Annotated in this window: 10 protein-coding genes and 2 rRNA genes; 7 read left to right on the forward strand and 5 right to left on the reverse strand. The window is 56.0% G+C overall.

Annotated elements, in window-relative coordinates; all coding sequences use genetic code 11:
* Position 1: 1 nt before the first annotated feature.
* The 6 genes from M4951_RS11780 to M4951_RS11805 are packed head-to-tail and all read left to right on the forward strand — an operon-like array spanning position 2 to position 9,054.
* A complete protein-coding gene (locus tag M4951_RS11780; protein ID WP_262026680.1) occupies positions 2-718 on the forward strand; it encodes a MotA/TolQ/ExbB proton channel family protein in 717 nt (238 codons plus the stop codon).
* Positions 715-1,236 carry an ExbD/TolR family protein gene (locus tag M4951_RS11785; protein WP_262026681.1) on the forward strand — a complete coding sequence of 174 codons (522 nt, stop codon included), beginning with the start codon at positions 715-717 and terminating at the stop codon, positions 1,234-1,236. Before M4951_RS11780 ends, M4951_RS11785 begins: the two co-directional genes overlap by 4 nt.
* The gene (locus M4951_RS11790) at positions 1,233-1,910 is read left to right on the forward strand and encodes an ExbD/TolR family protein (protein ID WP_262026682.1); all 678 of its coding nucleotides are present in this window, start codon (positions 1,233-1,235) and stop codon (positions 1,908-1,910) included. The genes M4951_RS11785 and M4951_RS11790 overlap by 4 nt, the downstream gene beginning before the upstream one ends.
* Positions 1,911-1,961: 51 nt before the next feature.
* Positions 1,962-5,303, forward strand: coding sequence for a PQQ-binding-like beta-propeller repeat protein (locus tag M4951_RS11795; RefSeq protein ID WP_262026683.1), 3,342 nt, complete (start codon positions 1,962-1,964; stop codon positions 5,301-5,303).
* 8 nt (positions 5,304-5,311) lie between these two features.
* The gene (locus tag M4951_RS11800) at positions 5,312-7,573 is read left to right on the forward strand and encodes an ABC transporter substrate-binding protein (RefSeq protein ID WP_262026684.1); all 2,262 of its coding nucleotides are present in this window, start codon (positions 5,312-5,314) and stop codon (positions 7,571-7,573) included.
* Entirely contained in the window at positions 7,573-9,054 is a 1,482-nt protein-coding gene (locus tag M4951_RS11805) for a hypothetical protein (protein WP_262026685.1), read from the forward strand. Before M4951_RS11800 ends, M4951_RS11805 begins: the two co-directional genes overlap by 1 nt.
* A gap of 12 nt (positions 9,055-9,066) precedes the next feature.
* Here M4951_RS11805 and M4951_RS11810 read toward each other — a convergent pair whose 3' ends face one another.
* Complete coding sequence (locus M4951_RS11810) at positions 9,067-10,419, reverse strand: serine/threonine-protein kinase (RefSeq protein WP_262026686.1); 1,353 nt, start codon at positions 10,417-10,419, stop codon at positions 9,067-9,069.
* 111 nt (positions 10,420-10,530) lie between these two features.
* Positions 10,531-11,202: an RluA family pseudouridine synthase gene (locus M4951_RS11815; protein ID WP_262026687.1), complete on the reverse strand. Its 672-nt coding sequence runs from the start codon at positions 11,200-11,202 to the stop codon at positions 10,531-10,533.
* A gap of 80 nt (positions 11,203-11,282) precedes the next feature.
* Between M4951_RS11815 and M4951_RS11820 the strand changes: the two genes are divergently transcribed.
* Positions 11,283-11,855 (forward strand): Maf family protein, encoded by a 573-nt coding sequence (locus M4951_RS11820; RefSeq protein ID WP_262026688.1) that lies wholly within the window; start codon positions 11,283-11,285, stop codon positions 11,853-11,855.
* Positions 11,856-11,864: 9 nt separating this feature from the next.
* Here the strand turns inward: M4951_RS11820 and M4951_RS11825 are convergent, their stop codons facing one another.
* The 3 genes from M4951_RS11825 to M4951_RS11835 form a co-directional block, all read right to left on the reverse strand.
* Positions 11,865-12,806 (reverse strand): class I SAM-dependent methyltransferase, encoded by a 942-nt coding sequence (locus M4951_RS11825; RefSeq protein ID WP_262026689.1) that lies wholly within the window; start codon positions 12,804-12,806, stop codon positions 11,865-11,867.
* Positions 12,807-13,116: 310 nt separating this feature from the next.
* Positions 13,117-13,224 (reverse strand): 5S ribosomal RNA (gene rrf / locus M4951_RS11830).
* Between the two features lie 210 nt (positions 13,225-13,434).
* Positions 13,435-16,311: ribosomal RNA gene (locus M4951_RS11835) — 23S ribosomal RNA — on the reverse strand.
* Positions 16,312-16,395: the final 84 nt, after the last annotated feature.

Genomic DNA, 16,395 nt, shown 5'->3' on the forward strand with positions numbered 1-16,395 from the left:
GGTGAAACGGCCATTGGTTCGCCTACGTCACCCCCACTTTCCACAAGGTTTTGACAACTCGATGGATATTAGCGGCCTCACAACCATCTTTGGTTATATCATTTACGGCGCACTTGGTTTGATTGCGCTTTGGGGCGCGTTTTGCGTCATCGTAGTTTGGATGCGAGTCGCGGAAAAACGTTTTCGTAGCGAAGCCGACCAGGACGCATTTTTAGACGCGGTCGAAGAACCGCTGTTGCGCGGCAACTATTCCGCCGCCGAAGAACTGTGCGAAGACGATTCGCGAGCTGTTCCGCAGTTGGCGCTGTTGGCGCTGCAGATGCGCGACAACAGCTATGCGCAAATCAAACAGATGATGCTCGATCGGTTTCAACGTGATGTCCTCTCGGATCTCGAATACCGGCTCAGCTGGGTCTATACCGTCATCAAAGGCGCCCCGATGGTCGGGCTGCTTGGTACGGTGGTCGGCATGATGGGAGCATTCGGCAAGTTGGCCGCCGGCGAAAGCGGCGGGACCGACATTGCAACGCAAATGGCCGAAGACATCAGCTTGGCGTTGATCACCACCGCCGCCGGATTGGCGATCGCTATTCCGTTGGTGTTTTGCACCGCCAGCATCAATGTGCGGATTCGCAAGATGGAAGACTTGGTTGGCGTGGGTGTGACTCGGTTTCTCGGCGCACTGCGTGAACGAATGAACCGGGAATCGGAATCATGATCAACGCAAGTCACGGCAAATCGCCAGGGGACGCATCGCCGGTGGAGCCGGAAGCGATCTCGTTTCGGCGTCCGCAGGCGAAGAAGGATGAGGCCGATCTCGATATCACGCCGATGATTGACATTACGTTCTTGCTGTTGATCTTTTTTCTAGTCGCGTCTCGTCTCGACTCCGATTCGGTCCGTAACCTGCCCGACGCCAAACAAGGAATCAGCATCTCGGCCACCGAGACCGTGGTGTTGACGGTCACGGCCGATGGTCCCGCTGGCGCCGCAGTCGTCTATCTAGGGGATGGCCCCTCGGACGCGACTCGCACTTCGGGCAGTTTGGATGCGCAAGAAGAGGAGATCATGGCTTACGTCGATCGTGAAATGCAGTCGCGCCCGGCTCGATCGATTTTAGTCAAAGCGGAAAAGAGCGTGCATGCCGGCGACGTCGTTCGCGTGATGCGAGCGGCGGCCAACATCGAAGGCGCCGAGGTCTCCAAGGCCTATATCGGCGTGAAGGATGGAGCATGAGCGAACACCTGTTTCGATTTCGTTGCTCCGCTTGCGGAGACGTACTTTCGGCGAGCATGGACATGATCGGCGCCGAGATCAAGTGCGCCAACTGTGCGACGCGTTTGGAAGTGCCGGCCCCGGCCAAGACCCGTTCGACGCCCAGCGACGAGGTCGAGTCGAAAGGAAAGCGAAAGCGTTTGGAGGAAGACGCGATCGCCGACGAAACGCCGGTCCGATTTCGCGACAACCACGCGATTGAAGAAGATGAAATGGATCTTACGCCGATGGTCGACGTAACGTTCCTGTTGCTCATCTTCTTTATGGTGACCGCTTCGTTCAGTTTGCAGAAAACGTTGGAGACGCCGGCGCCCCGCAATGATTCGCCCAGTTCGCAGGCTCGTACGATGGACGAACTGATGGACGATCCTGATTACGTCGTCGTCCGCATCGATTCTTACAACACGTTTTTTGTCACCTGCGCCGCTTGGAGCGACGAACGCGAAGCTCCCAGTCGCCAAGAGTTACTGGTAAAAATTCAAGAGGCCCGCAATTCTAACCCGGCTTCTCCGCCAGGCACATTGCTGGTCAACGCCCATGTCAACGCCGCGCACGAAAAAGTGGTCGCCGCGCTCGATGCCGGCAATACCGTCGGAATGAATCAAGTGAAACTGTTGACGACCGAGGAAGAATAACCTCCTCGATCGCCGCCCATCGCTAGTCCGCTGAATGAAACGTTTTCGCTTATGATGAACATCTCCGAATTTCTCGATCTGCTCGAAATGTACGAGTATCTGGCAGAAAACCAGATCGCCGCACTACGTCGGCAACTTGCGCAAATGGATCGGGATGTTACGCCAGAGCAGATCGTCAACAGTCTTTTGCAGCGCGGACACCTGACCAAATACCAGGCGAAGCGGATGCTTGCTGAAGCGCAAAGCGGCAAGGCTCAGCGCACGCAAAGCGTCAGCAGCGGCCGCCGCCGCGCCCAGGAGAAGTGGCTCAGTTCGACCCCGGTCGAAGAAGAGATCATGGATCTGGGAGAAGGCGATCTGGTTCCGCTCGACGAGGATGGCAGTTCGACGTTTGATGATGTCATCGGCGATGACATTCTGTCGGATCAAGATGATCTGGTTCCGATCGAGGAGGCTGCGCCTGGAAAGCGGAGGAAGTACGTCAAAAAGCCGCAGCGAAAAAATCGCTGGGATTCGCCGCTGCTCCTCTTTGGAGGCGCCGGACTCGTGATGCTGGTGTTGGCCGGCGGATTGCTGTTCGCCTGGCTGTCATGGGATAGCGGCGATTCGGTGTTTCAGTTGGCCGAAACGGACTATGAGGGGCGAAAATACGCCCAAGCGGTCTCCAAGTACGACAAGTTCCTCTCGTCGTTTCCGACCCACTCGCAAGCTCCTACCGCACGTGTGCGACGCGGTCTGGCGAATCTGCGTCTTGCGATCGAAGGGACCAACAATTACGAACAAGCGCTCACGCGAACGACCGAAATCCTCGACGAGCTGAAAGACGAGCCTGAATTTGCGCTTGCCCGACCCGAGTTGGCTTCGCTCTTGCCGGATGTCGCCAACGGTTTGGCGCAAGCGGCCATCGCCGAGGATGCGACCGCCAAGCGACGCGAGTTGGTCGCTCGAGCCCAAGAAGCGATGACGCTGGTCGACGACAGCAATTACCTTCCCACTTCGCTGCGCAGCGGCCAACAAACGCGCATTGACGGAATCGTCGCCGACATTCAGCGTGTGGAACGCGGCATCTCGCGCGATGAAGAATTGGCCGCGGCGGTGACCGATATTCAAGCCGCCGCGCAAAGCAACGACTTTGAAGCCGTCTATCGTCGTCGTCAGACGCTGCTACGAATCTATCCCAGCTTGAGTGACGACGCTCGGCTGCAAGACGCCGTGCGCGATGCGGTGACGGCGCTCGAGGCGCAAGTGGTTGTTTCCGCAGAGAACGTCCCAGCGACTCGCCAAGATCATCCCTTAGGTCCGGCTCAAACGGTGATGATCGCCGCACGCACGAGCAGCGTTTCGCCGCAACCAGCCAAAGAAGCGGTGACCGTTGTGCTGGATGGGGCCATTTACGGATTGGACCGCCGCGCCGGCAGCCCGCTATGGCGACGCTTTCTCGGCTTTCCAAATCAAGTCGATCCGCTGATGACCAGCGATCAATCGGCGGTGATCGCGGCCAGCAGCTTGCGGCAAGAACTGGTCAAACTGAACGCGCTGACCGGGGAGCTCGCATGGCGATTTCCGTTGACCTCAGAAGTCGTGCAACTGCTCCCTTTGGGGGAAGATTTTTTGGTCGTCACCAAGCAGGGAAAACTGCTGCGTCTCAATCAGAAGTCAGGCGATCAAACGCAAAGCGTACAGCTGCCGCAGCAGGTCGCCGTCGCCGCGGTGATCGGTAAAACGCCCGACCGCGTGATGGTCGTCGGCTTACACTCGACTCTCTATGTCTTGGACGCGAAGAGTCTCGCCTGTCAGCAAGCGATCTTCTTAGGACATGAAGCCGGCGCTATCGTCTCGCCTCCCGTGATGTCTGAACTGGGGCACCTATGTTTGTTCGAGAACGCAGGCTCCGATTTTTCTCTGCTGCATGTGCTAGGGAACCAAGAGAAATCGCTCGAACAATTGCAGCCGCCGACCCGTTTGCCGGGTCTCATTTTGGCGCCGGCGCTCACCTTTCAGTCGCGCGTCGCGGCGGCTAACGACCGCGGCGCCCTCTTCGTGTTTGAAGGGGGAATGACCAAAGAGAATCCTGTGCGTCTGTTGGCGCAAACCAAAGCGGAACGTGGAGAACGACTCTATTCGCTGATCGCGCTGGAAAATGGCTATCTCTGGGTCGGCGACAATCGGCTGTCACGCTATGCGCTGCAGCTTTCACAACAATCGATTGTGCCGCGCGTCGTCGAATATGATCGTGACAATTTCGTCTCGCTCCGCATCGACGGTGATCTGCTGGTTCATGTCCGCCGACCAGCGCAAGGAGGCGGCGTGATCGTGACTGCCGCCGATTTGAACGAGAATGGCGCCAAGCAGCGTTGGGCGACCACACTTGCAGCGCCGTTGGCTGGACCGGCGTTCGCGATGGCCCCGCAGCAGTCGCCGCTGGTGATGACCTCGCGTGGCGACTTGTTCGAGATCACCAAAACCGCCGTGGAATCAGGCGTCGCTGACGCACCCTCCGATTCGGCCAACTACGTCAGTCCTCCGCTGCTCAATCGCCAGGTGTTTGTGGCCGATACGCGTCGTCTGTTTCTGTCGGCTCCCCCAGAAAATCGGGCGATCTATTTTGACGCGGCCCGCAACGGCAGTCTGCTCAAACAACTCACGCTCGAGGTTCCCAGCGATAGCGTTACCTCCGGCGCCGTACTTGCCGGAGCCGGCGTGGCGGCCCCCAGTTCGCAAGGCCAGGTCTTCTATCTTGATCCCGCAACCGGCTCCGCCGCCGCTTTGCCGTTTCAACCCCGTTTGGCGCTCGGCGAAAACCTGGATTGGAACGAGCCGGTCGCCGACGGCCAGGCCGCGATCGTTTTTGACGGTCGACATACGCTCTACCGCTTGCAAGTGAATGATCCCACCACGCCGCAGTTGGCCAGCGTCGCCGAATGCGTCATCGATGGTAAATTGGGCCCGATCATGGCGGTGATGGGGCCAACCTTGATCGCCAAACAGATCGGCGACACGACCGATCAGCTCGTCTTTGTATCGCTTCCCGATTTGCAGTCGGTGCAAAAGGCGCCGATCGAGGCCCGCGTCATCGCCGGGCCGTTCGCCGTAGGAGATCGAGCTTTGGTGCAAACTTCGCAAGGAGTACTGGTCGCGTATGGCGCCGATCAGCAAGAACAGTGGCGCGTGCCGACCGAGACGTCCGTTTTGCTGGGCGAGCCGATCTACGCCGATGATCGCATTATCGTCACTTGCGAAGATGGACGGATTTTGCAAATCGACGCAACGACCGGCGAAGTTTCAAAAACGATTCAGATGGATGAGCCGTTGGCCGGAGGCGCTGCTCTGCACGACGGCAAATTGTGGATCAACGGGTACGGCGGCGTCGTTCATGTCTTGGATTGGAAGTAACGGATCTCGTGAATCGATCAGCTTGGACAATCCGAACGATCATGTTCAGCAGTTTTTGCCTGTTGACATCATCCCTGGCTGCGCAAGAGGTGCGAATCGCTCAGCCCGACGATGTTCCGTTTGACCAGATTGTGCTGCGCGACAAAGGCGATACGTATGTAATCAGCATTCGCCCGCTGGTTCTCCCCAAAGGGAAGTTCTGGGACACGATGAAAGAGACGGATCTCGTACGCATGGTCACCGACGATGATCGCACGTTGGAGGTCAAACGCAAATTTGTCACTTCCTACGTGAAGTTTCCCCAACTCTTGCTCAACGAAGCGGATCGTTTGACCAAGGGAGGCAAGCTTGACGCGGCGTACGACTATTTCGATCGAATGATGGCCGACTATCCGCAATACGACGGCTTAGCGGCGGCGCTTTCCGGCTATTTGTACGAAAACGCCAAGGTTTCGTTTCGCAACGAAAACTACTCGGAAGCGTTGGGATTTTTGGAGGAAGCGAAGTCGTACCGCCCGCCGGTCGATAATCTCGACACGGCGATCAGCGCCGCGGCCGACAAGTTGTTGGGGATTTATATTGCGAATGAGGAATTCTCGGCGGCGCGCGACCTGTTGTCGAGACTATCGCAAAAACGGTTTGGCGAACTTGCCGCTGTTACGAAATGGACGACCTATTTAGAAGCGGAAGCGGCGAAGAAACGTGACGAAGCGCAGCGACTGCTAACAGCGGGTGACTTGAACGCCGCTTTTATCGCCGCTAAGCGAATGCGGTTGATCTACTCCGATGTTAGCGGCGGCTCTCAACTGTCAGAAGAGATCGCAAAGCGTTTTCCTTTCATCCGCGTTGGGATCACGGCGCCCGGCGTTTCGGCCGATACTACTAGTTTAACCTTCGCCGCGACGCGCGATCGGCGGTTGCTGCATCGCTGTTTGACCGAGATGATCGCCTTTGGCGCCGACGGCGGCCAATACGCATCGCCGTTCGGCACGTTGGGACGCTCGGCCGGCGGCGTTGAGTTCAGTTTATTGTTTCGCAACCCGTCGGAAGCCTATTCCTGCTCGACTCAACTGTTGACGCAACCTGCCGCTTCTCCACGACTGAGCATGTTGCAGGAGTGCTTGAAATACGTCGAGTTTGAAAATGGTCGCGAACTGCACGTTCAATTAGAATCGCCGCACGTTCGCCCCGAGGCGCTGGCCCGCATCGAGATCGGCGCAGAACTGCCGGAAGCGATTCCGTACGTCGACAAGACCAGCGGCGATTTGCGACGTTTGGTGGTCAATCCGGATTACTCGTTACGAACTCCCACCCAGCCGCACGCGATTGAACTGCAATCCTATCCCTTTTCAAATCGCGCGCTGTCGGCGCTTCGTTCGGGACAGATCGATATCGTAGATCGATTGTTTCCCACTTTGGTCGATGACGCCCAAGCCGACAATTCGCTGGTTGTTGACTACTACCGGATGCCGTCCGTTCATTTTCTCGCTCCCAACTATGATAACCCCTTTATGCAATCGGCGACGTTTCGGCGCGGCTTGCTCTATGCGATCAATCGCAGCGCGATCTTGAATAGCCGATTGTTGGGAGATCACGAAATCCGTGGTTGCCATGTGATCAGCGCCCCGATTCCGGCAGGGCTCGAAGCGGACGATCCAGCCGGTTATGGATATGACAACTCGATCGATTCGCGTCCCTATGAGCCTGAGATGAGCGTGACGCTATTCCGCTTGGCGCTGCTAGAACTAGAGCAACAAGCGGAAGCCGATGGTTCTCAGGCGCCGACGATGCTAAAGACCTTAAAGATTGGCCATCCCGATAGCGAAGTCTCGCGTGAAGCGGTCACGGCGATCGCCAAATATTTGAAACGGGTCGGCTTGGAAGCGGAAATTGTCGTCACCCCTTCCGAGGCGATTCGCGCCGCCGATGTGGGCGTCGATCTGCTGTATGTCGAAGCCAGCGTGCAAGAATCGCTTGTCGATATTCCGTTGCTGTTTCAGCAGTGCGTTCCTGAGGATAAACAAAGTCGTTATTTGCGCGCTGCGTTGCGGCGACTGAACGAAGCGACCAACTGGACTCAGGTACGCGAACGCTTTTGGACGGTCCATCGTTTAGCCTATGACGAGACGACGGTGATTCCGTTGTGGCAGCTGCGCGACTATTTTGTGCGTTCGTCCGAGTTCGGCGGCGTCTCGCGACAGCCCATATCGTTATTTCAAGATGTCGAGCGTTGGACCGCCATTTCCCTGACTCCGAAAAAGGGAAACTAATGCGCCATCCTCTGACCGCCATCATGATCGGGTTTGCGTTGCTGATGACCAATACGGCGTCCGCGGCGCCGTGGGAATATGATCCGTATCGGATCGAAGTTTGGATCGCCGCCGATGATCCGCGCCTGCTAGAGGAAGCCGCACGGCAGCAACTGCGCGAGCGAATTCTCGAAAGAAGTTGGATCTCGGCGAAAGCGGTCTGGGAGATCGACGTCGCCGCTTGTCCGGCAGATCTTCGTTGGGACGCTTTTCACAATCTGTCCAGCATGACGCAGACCTTGGCGCCCATCAGAGACGCCGAGGGACCGGCGCTCGATAAAATCGCGCTGGTGACGATTCAAACCCACGGATCGCAGATCAAACTGGCGACGCGGCAATTTGACGTTCGCACGCAACAATGGGGGGGCGTTCATCGTGATCAGGTGGGCAACTTGCACCTGGTCAGCAGCGCGATCGTTGATTTGCTGAATCGATCGTTCGAGCCGATCGGTCAGATTGAACGAATCGACGAGGACGAAGCGCTGGTCGCGATGAAAGCGCAAGGTTTGGCCGACACGGCCGAATCGCCGGCCAGCGTACCGCCAGGCTCGGCGATGACTGTCGCGCTGCGGCGTCTGAATCGTGTCGGCGAGATGGAGCCGGATGGATTGCAGCCAGTCGACTGGACCGTGTTGGAAGTGCTGGAAGATCAATGGAACTTCAAACGCTGTAAAATTTTGTCCGGATTTCGTCGTCCGCTGGCCGGACGCAAAAGTATTCGCGTTCAACGACTCGCGATCGCAGTCAAGCCGTCGTACGAACAGACGGAGCTAAACCTGGCGAGTCGCCTGGGTAACGCTCTGGCTGGCTATGAGATCTACGCCAAAGACACCAAGTCGGGCGAAAGCGAGCGTTTGGCCGAAAGCGACGAGCATGGAGTCGTCAAGCTTGCCCTCGATCCGGCGCACCCGTTGCGTTTGCTCTACGTCCGCAGCGGCGGAAGTTTGTTGGCCCGTTTGCCGCTGGTTCCGGGGCTCGTTCCTCAGGTAACCGCATTGATGAGTGATAACTCACGGCAGATCGAAGCGGAGGGGTTCGTATTGGGTTGGCGGCGTCGAATGCTGGATATCGTCGCTCGCCGAGAATTGATCGCCGATCGGATTCGCCGTCGCATGGAAGAAGACGATGTTGATGGCGCCGAAAAATGGCTGGATGAGTTGCAACAGATGACCACGATCAACGATTTGCTCTACCAGTTTCGTCAGGCCAAGAATGACTTTTTGGAAGGGGATTCGTCGGATCCACGGGGCAGCGCTCAGATCACCCAACTGTTTGACAAAGCGCAGCAACTTGCCAGCAAGAACTACAATCGTAATCTCGAACGCGATTTGTCAGAACAAGTTCGCAAACTGCGCGATTCGAAGGGAGCCTTTGGCGGCTCGCCATCAACGCCAACTCCGCCGCCGAGCCCGACTGCGGGCTCCGATGCGTTCGGCTCGTAACTGGCGAAGTTGCTACCGCGCCGCCAGCGCCATGTAGGTGACGATAGCGCCTAAGATGGCCGATAGCGGTAACCCAACCAGCAGCGCGATCGTCAGTTGGCGTTCACGTCGCGTATGCCGCGGCTGAAAAAGGAGTCGCGAAGAACTGGGCGATTGGATCGCCTGAGTATCTTGCGAAGCGAACAACGATTGTTCGGTCGACTGCGACGTATGGCTAGGACTATCATCCGTGCTGACTTCGTAAGCGTTGGAGCCTGCTTCGGTATCGTTGAGGTGGCCGCCGTTGGCGTAAACCGGCGGCGGCGGTTGCCAGGCGGGCTGCATCGTCTGATTCAATTCGAATTGCCGGGAGTCGGAGACCCAGGGTTCGAGCCGCGCCACAATTTCCGCTGCCGACTGGATCCGTTTCTCCGGATTTTTCTCCATCATCTCCGCGATCACATCGACCAAATCCCGATCAATGTCGGGGTTGAACCGATGCGGATGCAGCGGCGGTTCGTCGCGATGACGGCGAGCTTTATCTTGGACCGATCCGCCGGGAAACGGAACCTTGCCGGTCAGCGCGTAATAAAAAGTGCATCCCAGCGAGTAAATATCCCACAGCGGCGAGACATCCAGCGGATCGCGAATCTGTTCTGGCGCTAGATAATCGATCGTGCCGACGATTTTGCCCGACGCGCCGGAACTGCTCGCTTCGTTCATGAAGTCGGCCAGACCCAGGTCAGAAACTTTCGCCTGACCTTCTGGCGTCACCAAGATATTGCCCGGCTTTACGTCGCGGTGGCAGAGATCTTTTTGATGCGCGTAGTCGAGTCCACGAGCCGCATGCGAGACGATTGTCGCCGCATGATATTGCGTCAAATGTCTTTTGGCACGGATGAGGCGACGTAAATCGGTTCCCGGCACATATTCGGTCACCAGATAGTGAACGTTGCCATCTTGTCCGGCGTCGTAGGCCCGCACCAAGCAGGGATGGTCCAATTGGGCCTGCATGCGTATTTCGCGCATGAACCGGGCAATCGCCTCGGGCGTGCTGCGCTGCAGCGGCAAAACCTTGATCGCGACCTGGCGCCCCATGAAGTTGTGTTCGGCCTTGAACACCTGGCCCATTCCGCCTTGGCCGATCCAGTCGGTAATGACATACGGACCCAGGGTCAGCTTGGTCAAGCCTTTTCGCAGCTGGTCCGCTTGGTACTGGGTGAGAATTTTGCGGTCGACCAACGCGGCGGCCAAATCTTCGTCGCTCACCGTGCGACGAATGGAAGCCGCGTGCAGTCGCTGAACAGTCTCTTCGATTTGTTCTGAAGAGATTAGTCCACTGACTAACGCGGTTTCTCGAAACGATTTAGCAGAGTCTGTCGACACGGCATTCTTGCCAGAAAGAGAAGTAGTTGAGTTGATTTTACTCGCTTCCGCCAATCTTCAAGAGGCGAGAAATGGAAATTAAGGATTTTTCAGATTCGCAACATTTCTAAGTTACAAATAAGCTTGCCATGCCTCTGGCAGCGGCGCTTCGATCGTAACCATTGTCTTCAGCGTAGGATGCGTAAACACAAGCCGGCGTGCATGTAACGCAATTCCCGGCGAATAGCGGTCGGTGGAGCCATACTTTTTGTCTCCCAGGATCGCCGCCCCACGACTAGCGAGTTGCAGACGGATCTGATGTTTCCGCCCAGTGATTAAACGCAAACTGAGTAGCTGGCAATTCCGGAGTCGCTGTTGCTCGAGGATCTCCATTTCGGCTCGATCGGCGTTGGCGGTCCCCTCTTCGGAGATCACCATGCGGTGGAGTCGATCTTCCTTGCGAATCCAGTCCACCAACTCACCATTGCGGATTTTGGGACCGGTCGGAATGAGTGCGGCGTACTCTTTGACGGTCGAACGATCCCGAAATTGCTCGGAAAGTCGCGACGCCGCTTTGGAAGTTCGGGCAAATAGTAGGACCCCGGTCACATGCGCATCGATCCGACTAACAATGCCGACGTAGACGTTACCCGGCTTGTTGTAGGTTCGTTTCAGATAATCCTTGGCCCACTGTGCGGCGCTCGGCTCACCCTCTTGCGCGCCCATTGTCGCTAGCAACGCAGGTTTCGAGATCGCGAGTAAATGGTTATCTTCGTAAAGAACTAGCGGAGTCGCGTACTTCATAGGATGATCGTCATTGCAAAGCGGTCCCCGCGAAAACTTCGATTCTACGCGTCCCACGCCCTCTCGTTCCAGACCTGCGAATGTATCCCAGCTTGATCTTGGCCAGCGGCTCTCCTCGTCGACACGAATTATTGACCGTCGCGGGAATTGATTTTCAGGTATGTCTACCGCATGCCGACGCCGAAACTCCGCCCCAGGCCGGCGAATCGCCGCGTGAAACGGTTTTGCGTCTGGCCCGCGATAAAGCGGCGAATGTCGCGCTGCGCACCGAGGAAGGAATCATTTTGGCCGCGGACACCTTGGCCCAATGCGATGACTTGCCGCTCGGAAAACCGCGTGATCGTAATCATGCCCGTGAAATCTTGCAAACGCTGCGTGGTCGCGAACATACGGTCGTTACCGCGATTTGTCTCTGGCGTCGGCCGGATGATTTTGTCGCCGTCGATGCGGCCGAATCGCATTTGCGCATGCGAATGCTCAGCGACCAAGAGATCGAATCGTATCTCGACACCGGCCTATGGGAAGGAAAAGCAGGCGCGTTTGGCCTGCAGGATCGTATCGACTGGATCGAAGTGGTCAACGGCAGCCAATCGAACGTTGTCGGACTGCCGCTCGAACTATTGGCGATTTTGCTGATGAATTTCCATGAGTAATGAAATTCTTTAAAACCCGCCCTGATAGTCGGCGATCAAATCGCGATCGCTCAAAATCGACTCGCTCTTCCGGCCAATAAAAAAGAAGGCCGACGCCGCGTCAAACGACGCCTTCCGCCGAACGAGGTAGTAATCGAAGTATTTCAGCCAAAACAGGCTGCATCGCGCCGCCAAACTGGCTGCCTGGCGAAGACGCTTCGATTGGAAGAAGCTCATCATGAAATAGCGCGCCGTCCAGGCCAGCGCCATGCCGGGGCCGCACGTCACGCCGCTTTCGACTTCTTCAAAATGGCGAAACAGCCGGCGATGTCCGAGTCGCGTGAAGCGGGTGAAATCGAACTGGCGACCATGCACTTGTTGAATGAACGGCGTATCGGCGTAAACAAGGCCATCCCGGCGAAGCACGCGGTAAATTTCTTCCACGCAGCATTGCGGGTCCACTACATGTTCCAGCACCGCTTGCACGATCACGGCGTCAAATGCGTCGCCGCGAAACGGCAAACTGTGAGCGTCGCAAATAATTTGCGTTCTCGGCCCCCAAGAGGCGTCCGTTTCGATCACTTCAATCGACGTATCGCCAAGCAATTGATCGAGTCCGGCGCCAACAACCCCGCCGCCGATGACCAACACGCGAACCGGTCGGTTACGGGCTTTCAATAACTCGGCCAGGGTTGCGAGATTTTTCTGGGCGGAAACATTGCACGATAAATCGGGAAGATGTTCGCTGATCCACTCGTGCAGCGGATGGTTCGAGCGAAAAAAGGTTTCCTCTTCCGCTTCAAATCCGCTGATATCAAAGATACTGTTCGCTTCGTTGATCAAAATCGGCACGCCGCGAGATGTGGGATAGACGTGACCACACGTCGGCGATTTGCACGCCAGCGTATCATCTTGATGAATCAAGGCTTGTCCGCAGATGGGACAGTCCAATACGTCTAACGGTAGCGACATGGCGAAAACATAGCAGAAGGAAGAAGCACCACGGCTAGCGCGCGGTTCTGCTCAACCATAGGTCGCAGGTAAGCGGCCTTCGTACGGAGGGCCTGGCATTTAAAGCAGAGAAAGGCATCGTCATCGCCCCAATCGTCACAAACCGACGTAGCGCCAGGCCGTGTCTGCCGAATTTGTCTGCTAGTTGATCGGGCGGACTGTCGCGCCGTTGGAAGCGCGAAAAGAAGAGCGGCAGGCACGGCCTGCCCTACGCTACGCGCATAAAAAAAGCCCCAGCTGATATAGCTGGGGCTTTGGAAGTAATAAATAAATCCGGCGATACCTACTTTCGCACTTGTGGTACTATCATCGGCTCGAAAAGCTTGACGGCTGTGTTCGGAATGGGAACAGGTATGACCTTTTCGATATGGTCACCGGAAAAGGCTTGCGTCAACGTGAGGGCTGACGCGAGCCTGATGACTCATGGCAAACGGCGGACCGTGTTGAGCGGTCCGCATCGTAGTGGCCATTTGTCGCAGGTCTGAAGCATTGAAGCTTCTTCGTTCTCGTTCAACGGATTGAACTTGGAACCTGCGGCAAAGTATTTGTCTAGAGAATGCTTTTCTCGAGTGAAAAGCGTTGAATATATGTGGTCAAGCTTTCGTCCGTTAGTACTGGTTAGCTGAACACATTACTGTGCTTACACATCCAGCCTATCAACCTGGTCGTCTTCCAGGGGACTCTCGCACTAAAGTGCTTACGAATTCTCATCTTGGAGCGGGCTTCACGCTTAGATGCTTTCAGCGTTTATCCTTTCCGACCATAGCTATCCAGCCGTGCCACTGGCATGACAACTGGGACACCAGAGGGTCGTCCTTCCAAATCCTCTCGTACTAAAGAAGAACCTCCTCAAAATTCGTACGCCCACAGCAGATAGGGACCGACCTGTCTCACGACGGTCTGAACCCAGCTCACGTACCACTTTAATCGGCGAACAGCCGAACCCTTGGGAGCTTCTTCACCCCCAGGATGTGATGAGCCGACATCGAGGTGCCAAACCGCATCGCCGCTATGGACGCTCGGATGCGATAAGCCTGTTATCCCCGGAGTACCTTTTATCTGATGAGCGATAGCCCTTCCATACGGGACTACCGGATCACTATGACCTACTTTCGTACCTGCTCGACCGATAAGTCTCGCAGTCAAGCACCCTTTTACCATTGCGCTCTTTGCCTGATGGCCAACCAGGCTGAGGGTACCATTGCACTCCTCCGTTACTCTTTGGGAGGAGACCGCCCCAGTCAAACTGCCCAACTGACACTGTTCCCTGTCCGGATTCACGGATATTCAGGGTTAGAGCTAAAACATATTCAGGGTGGTATTTCAAGGACGGCTCCTCCGACGCTGGCGCGCCGAGATCAAAGCCTCCCACCTATCCTACACAGAACATATCTCAGACCAATATCAGCCTACAGTAAAGGTTCACGGGGTCTTTCCGTCTAACTGCGGGTATGTGGCATCTTCACCACAACTACAATTTCACCGGGTCAGTGGTTGAGACAGTGCTCCAGTCGTTACGCCTTTCATGCAGGTCGGAACTTACCCGACAAGGAACTTCGCTACCTTAGGACCGTCATAGTTACGGCCGCCGTTTACCGGGGCTTCGGTCGCGAGCTTGCACCCTCTTCCTTAACCTACCGGCACCGGGCAGGCGTCAGACCCTATACATCCTCTTGCGAGTTAGCAGGGTCCTGTGTTTTTGATAAACAGTCGCCAGAGCCGATTTTCTGTGGCCCCCAACAGCTTGCACCGTCAGGGGCACCCCTTATCGCGAACTTACGGGGTCATTTTGCAGAGTTCCTTAACCACTGTTCTCCCGAGCGCCTTGGTCTACTCGACCTACCTACCTGTGTCAGTTTTAGTACGGTTAAAACGCCTTCATCCCTTAGAAGCTTTTCTTGGACGTCCTACCGATGATTACCTCAAATAGAGTCAGATCGACAGCTTGAATTCCGGGAGCGGATTTTCCAATCTCCCCATCTTGCTGCAAATCACGGGCTGTTCCACCAGCCCGATCACCTTTCGGACGCCGTCCCTCCATCGGTCCAACGTTCTAGCGCAGGAATATTAACCTGCTATCCATCGTCTACGCCTTTCGGCCTCGACTAAGGCACCGGCTAACCCTGGGCGGAATTGCCTTCCCCAGGAAACCTTAGGTATTCGGCGAACAGGATTCTCACCTGTTTAATCGTTACTCATTCCGGCATAATCACCCGATAGCCCCAACACCGCTCCTTTCGGTACGGCTCGTATCTGACTATCGGCGCTCTCCTACCACTTTCGTCCGCTGCTTCGGTGAGACGCTTACTCCCGATCATTATCGGCGCAGAATTACTCGACCAGTAAGCTGTTACGCACTTTTTAAATGGTGGCTGCTTCTAAGCCAACATCCTGGTTGTCACAGTAATTCAACCTCCTTAGTGACTGAGCGTCTCTTCGGGACCTTAACAGACGGTCTGGGTTGTTTCCCTCTCGACCACGAAGCTTATCCCTCGTGGACTGACTCCTGAGATAGTCGCCCCGGTATTCGGAGTTTGGTCCGACAGGGTACCCCGGGAAGGGGCCCCAAATCGATTCAGTCTCTCTACCCCCGGTGCGTAGTGGCTCAAGGCTAGCCCTAAAGCTATTTCGGAGAGAACGAGATATCTCCAAGTTTGATTAGACTTTCACTCCTCCCCACAAGTCATCCCCTCGGTTTTCAACCCAAGTGGGTTCGGTCCTCCACGCGGTATAACCCGCGCTTCAACCTGCTCATGGGTAGATCACTTGGTTTCGCGTCTACAACCTACGACTAACGCCCTATTCAGACTCGGTTTCCCTCTGGCTTCAGTCCGGAAGACTTTAACCTGCCGCAAATCGTAACTCGCCGGATCATTATGCAAAAGGCACGCCGTCACCCAATAATCGGGCTCCGACCGCTTGTAAGCGTATGGTTTCAGGTTCACATACCTCCCCTAACAGGGGTTCTTCTCATCTTTCAGTCGCCATACTGAGTTCGCTATCGGTTATCAGAGAGTATTTAGCCTTACGGGATGGTCCCCGTGGATTCAGTCCAGGTTTCACGTGCCTGAACCTACTCAGGTATCTCTCGGGAGGCAATTCCGCTTTCGTTTACCGGGCTGTCACCGTCTGTGGCCGACCTTTCCATGTCGTTCAACTAGCAGATTGCTTTGTAACTCCCATGTGAGAGACCCTACAACCCCGTGAGGAAAATCCTCACGGTTTGGGCTATTTCGCTTTCGCTCGCCGCTACTGACGAAATCGAGTTTTCTTTCTCTTCCTCCAGGTACTGAGATGTTTCAGTTCTCTGGGTTAGCCACTTACACCTATGTATTCAGTGCAAGTCATTCAGGAATCCCGGGATCAACGTTCGTTTGACAACTCCCCCAGGCTTATCGCAGTCTTCCACGCCCTTCATCGCCTTCTGATACCAAGACATCCCCCATACGCCCTTAATAGCTTGACCACAAATATTCAAAGCTCTTCAGCAAAGAACATCTTTCAAGCTATCGGACTTACTTACTGCCGACGCCTCACGGCGACGGCCATA

The sequence above is a fragment of the Blastopirellula sp. J2-11 genome (assembly GCF_024584705.1).
In the GTDB taxonomy this organism is placed as follows: Bacteria; Planctomycetota; Planctomycetia; order Pirellulales; family Pirellulaceae; genus Blastopirellula.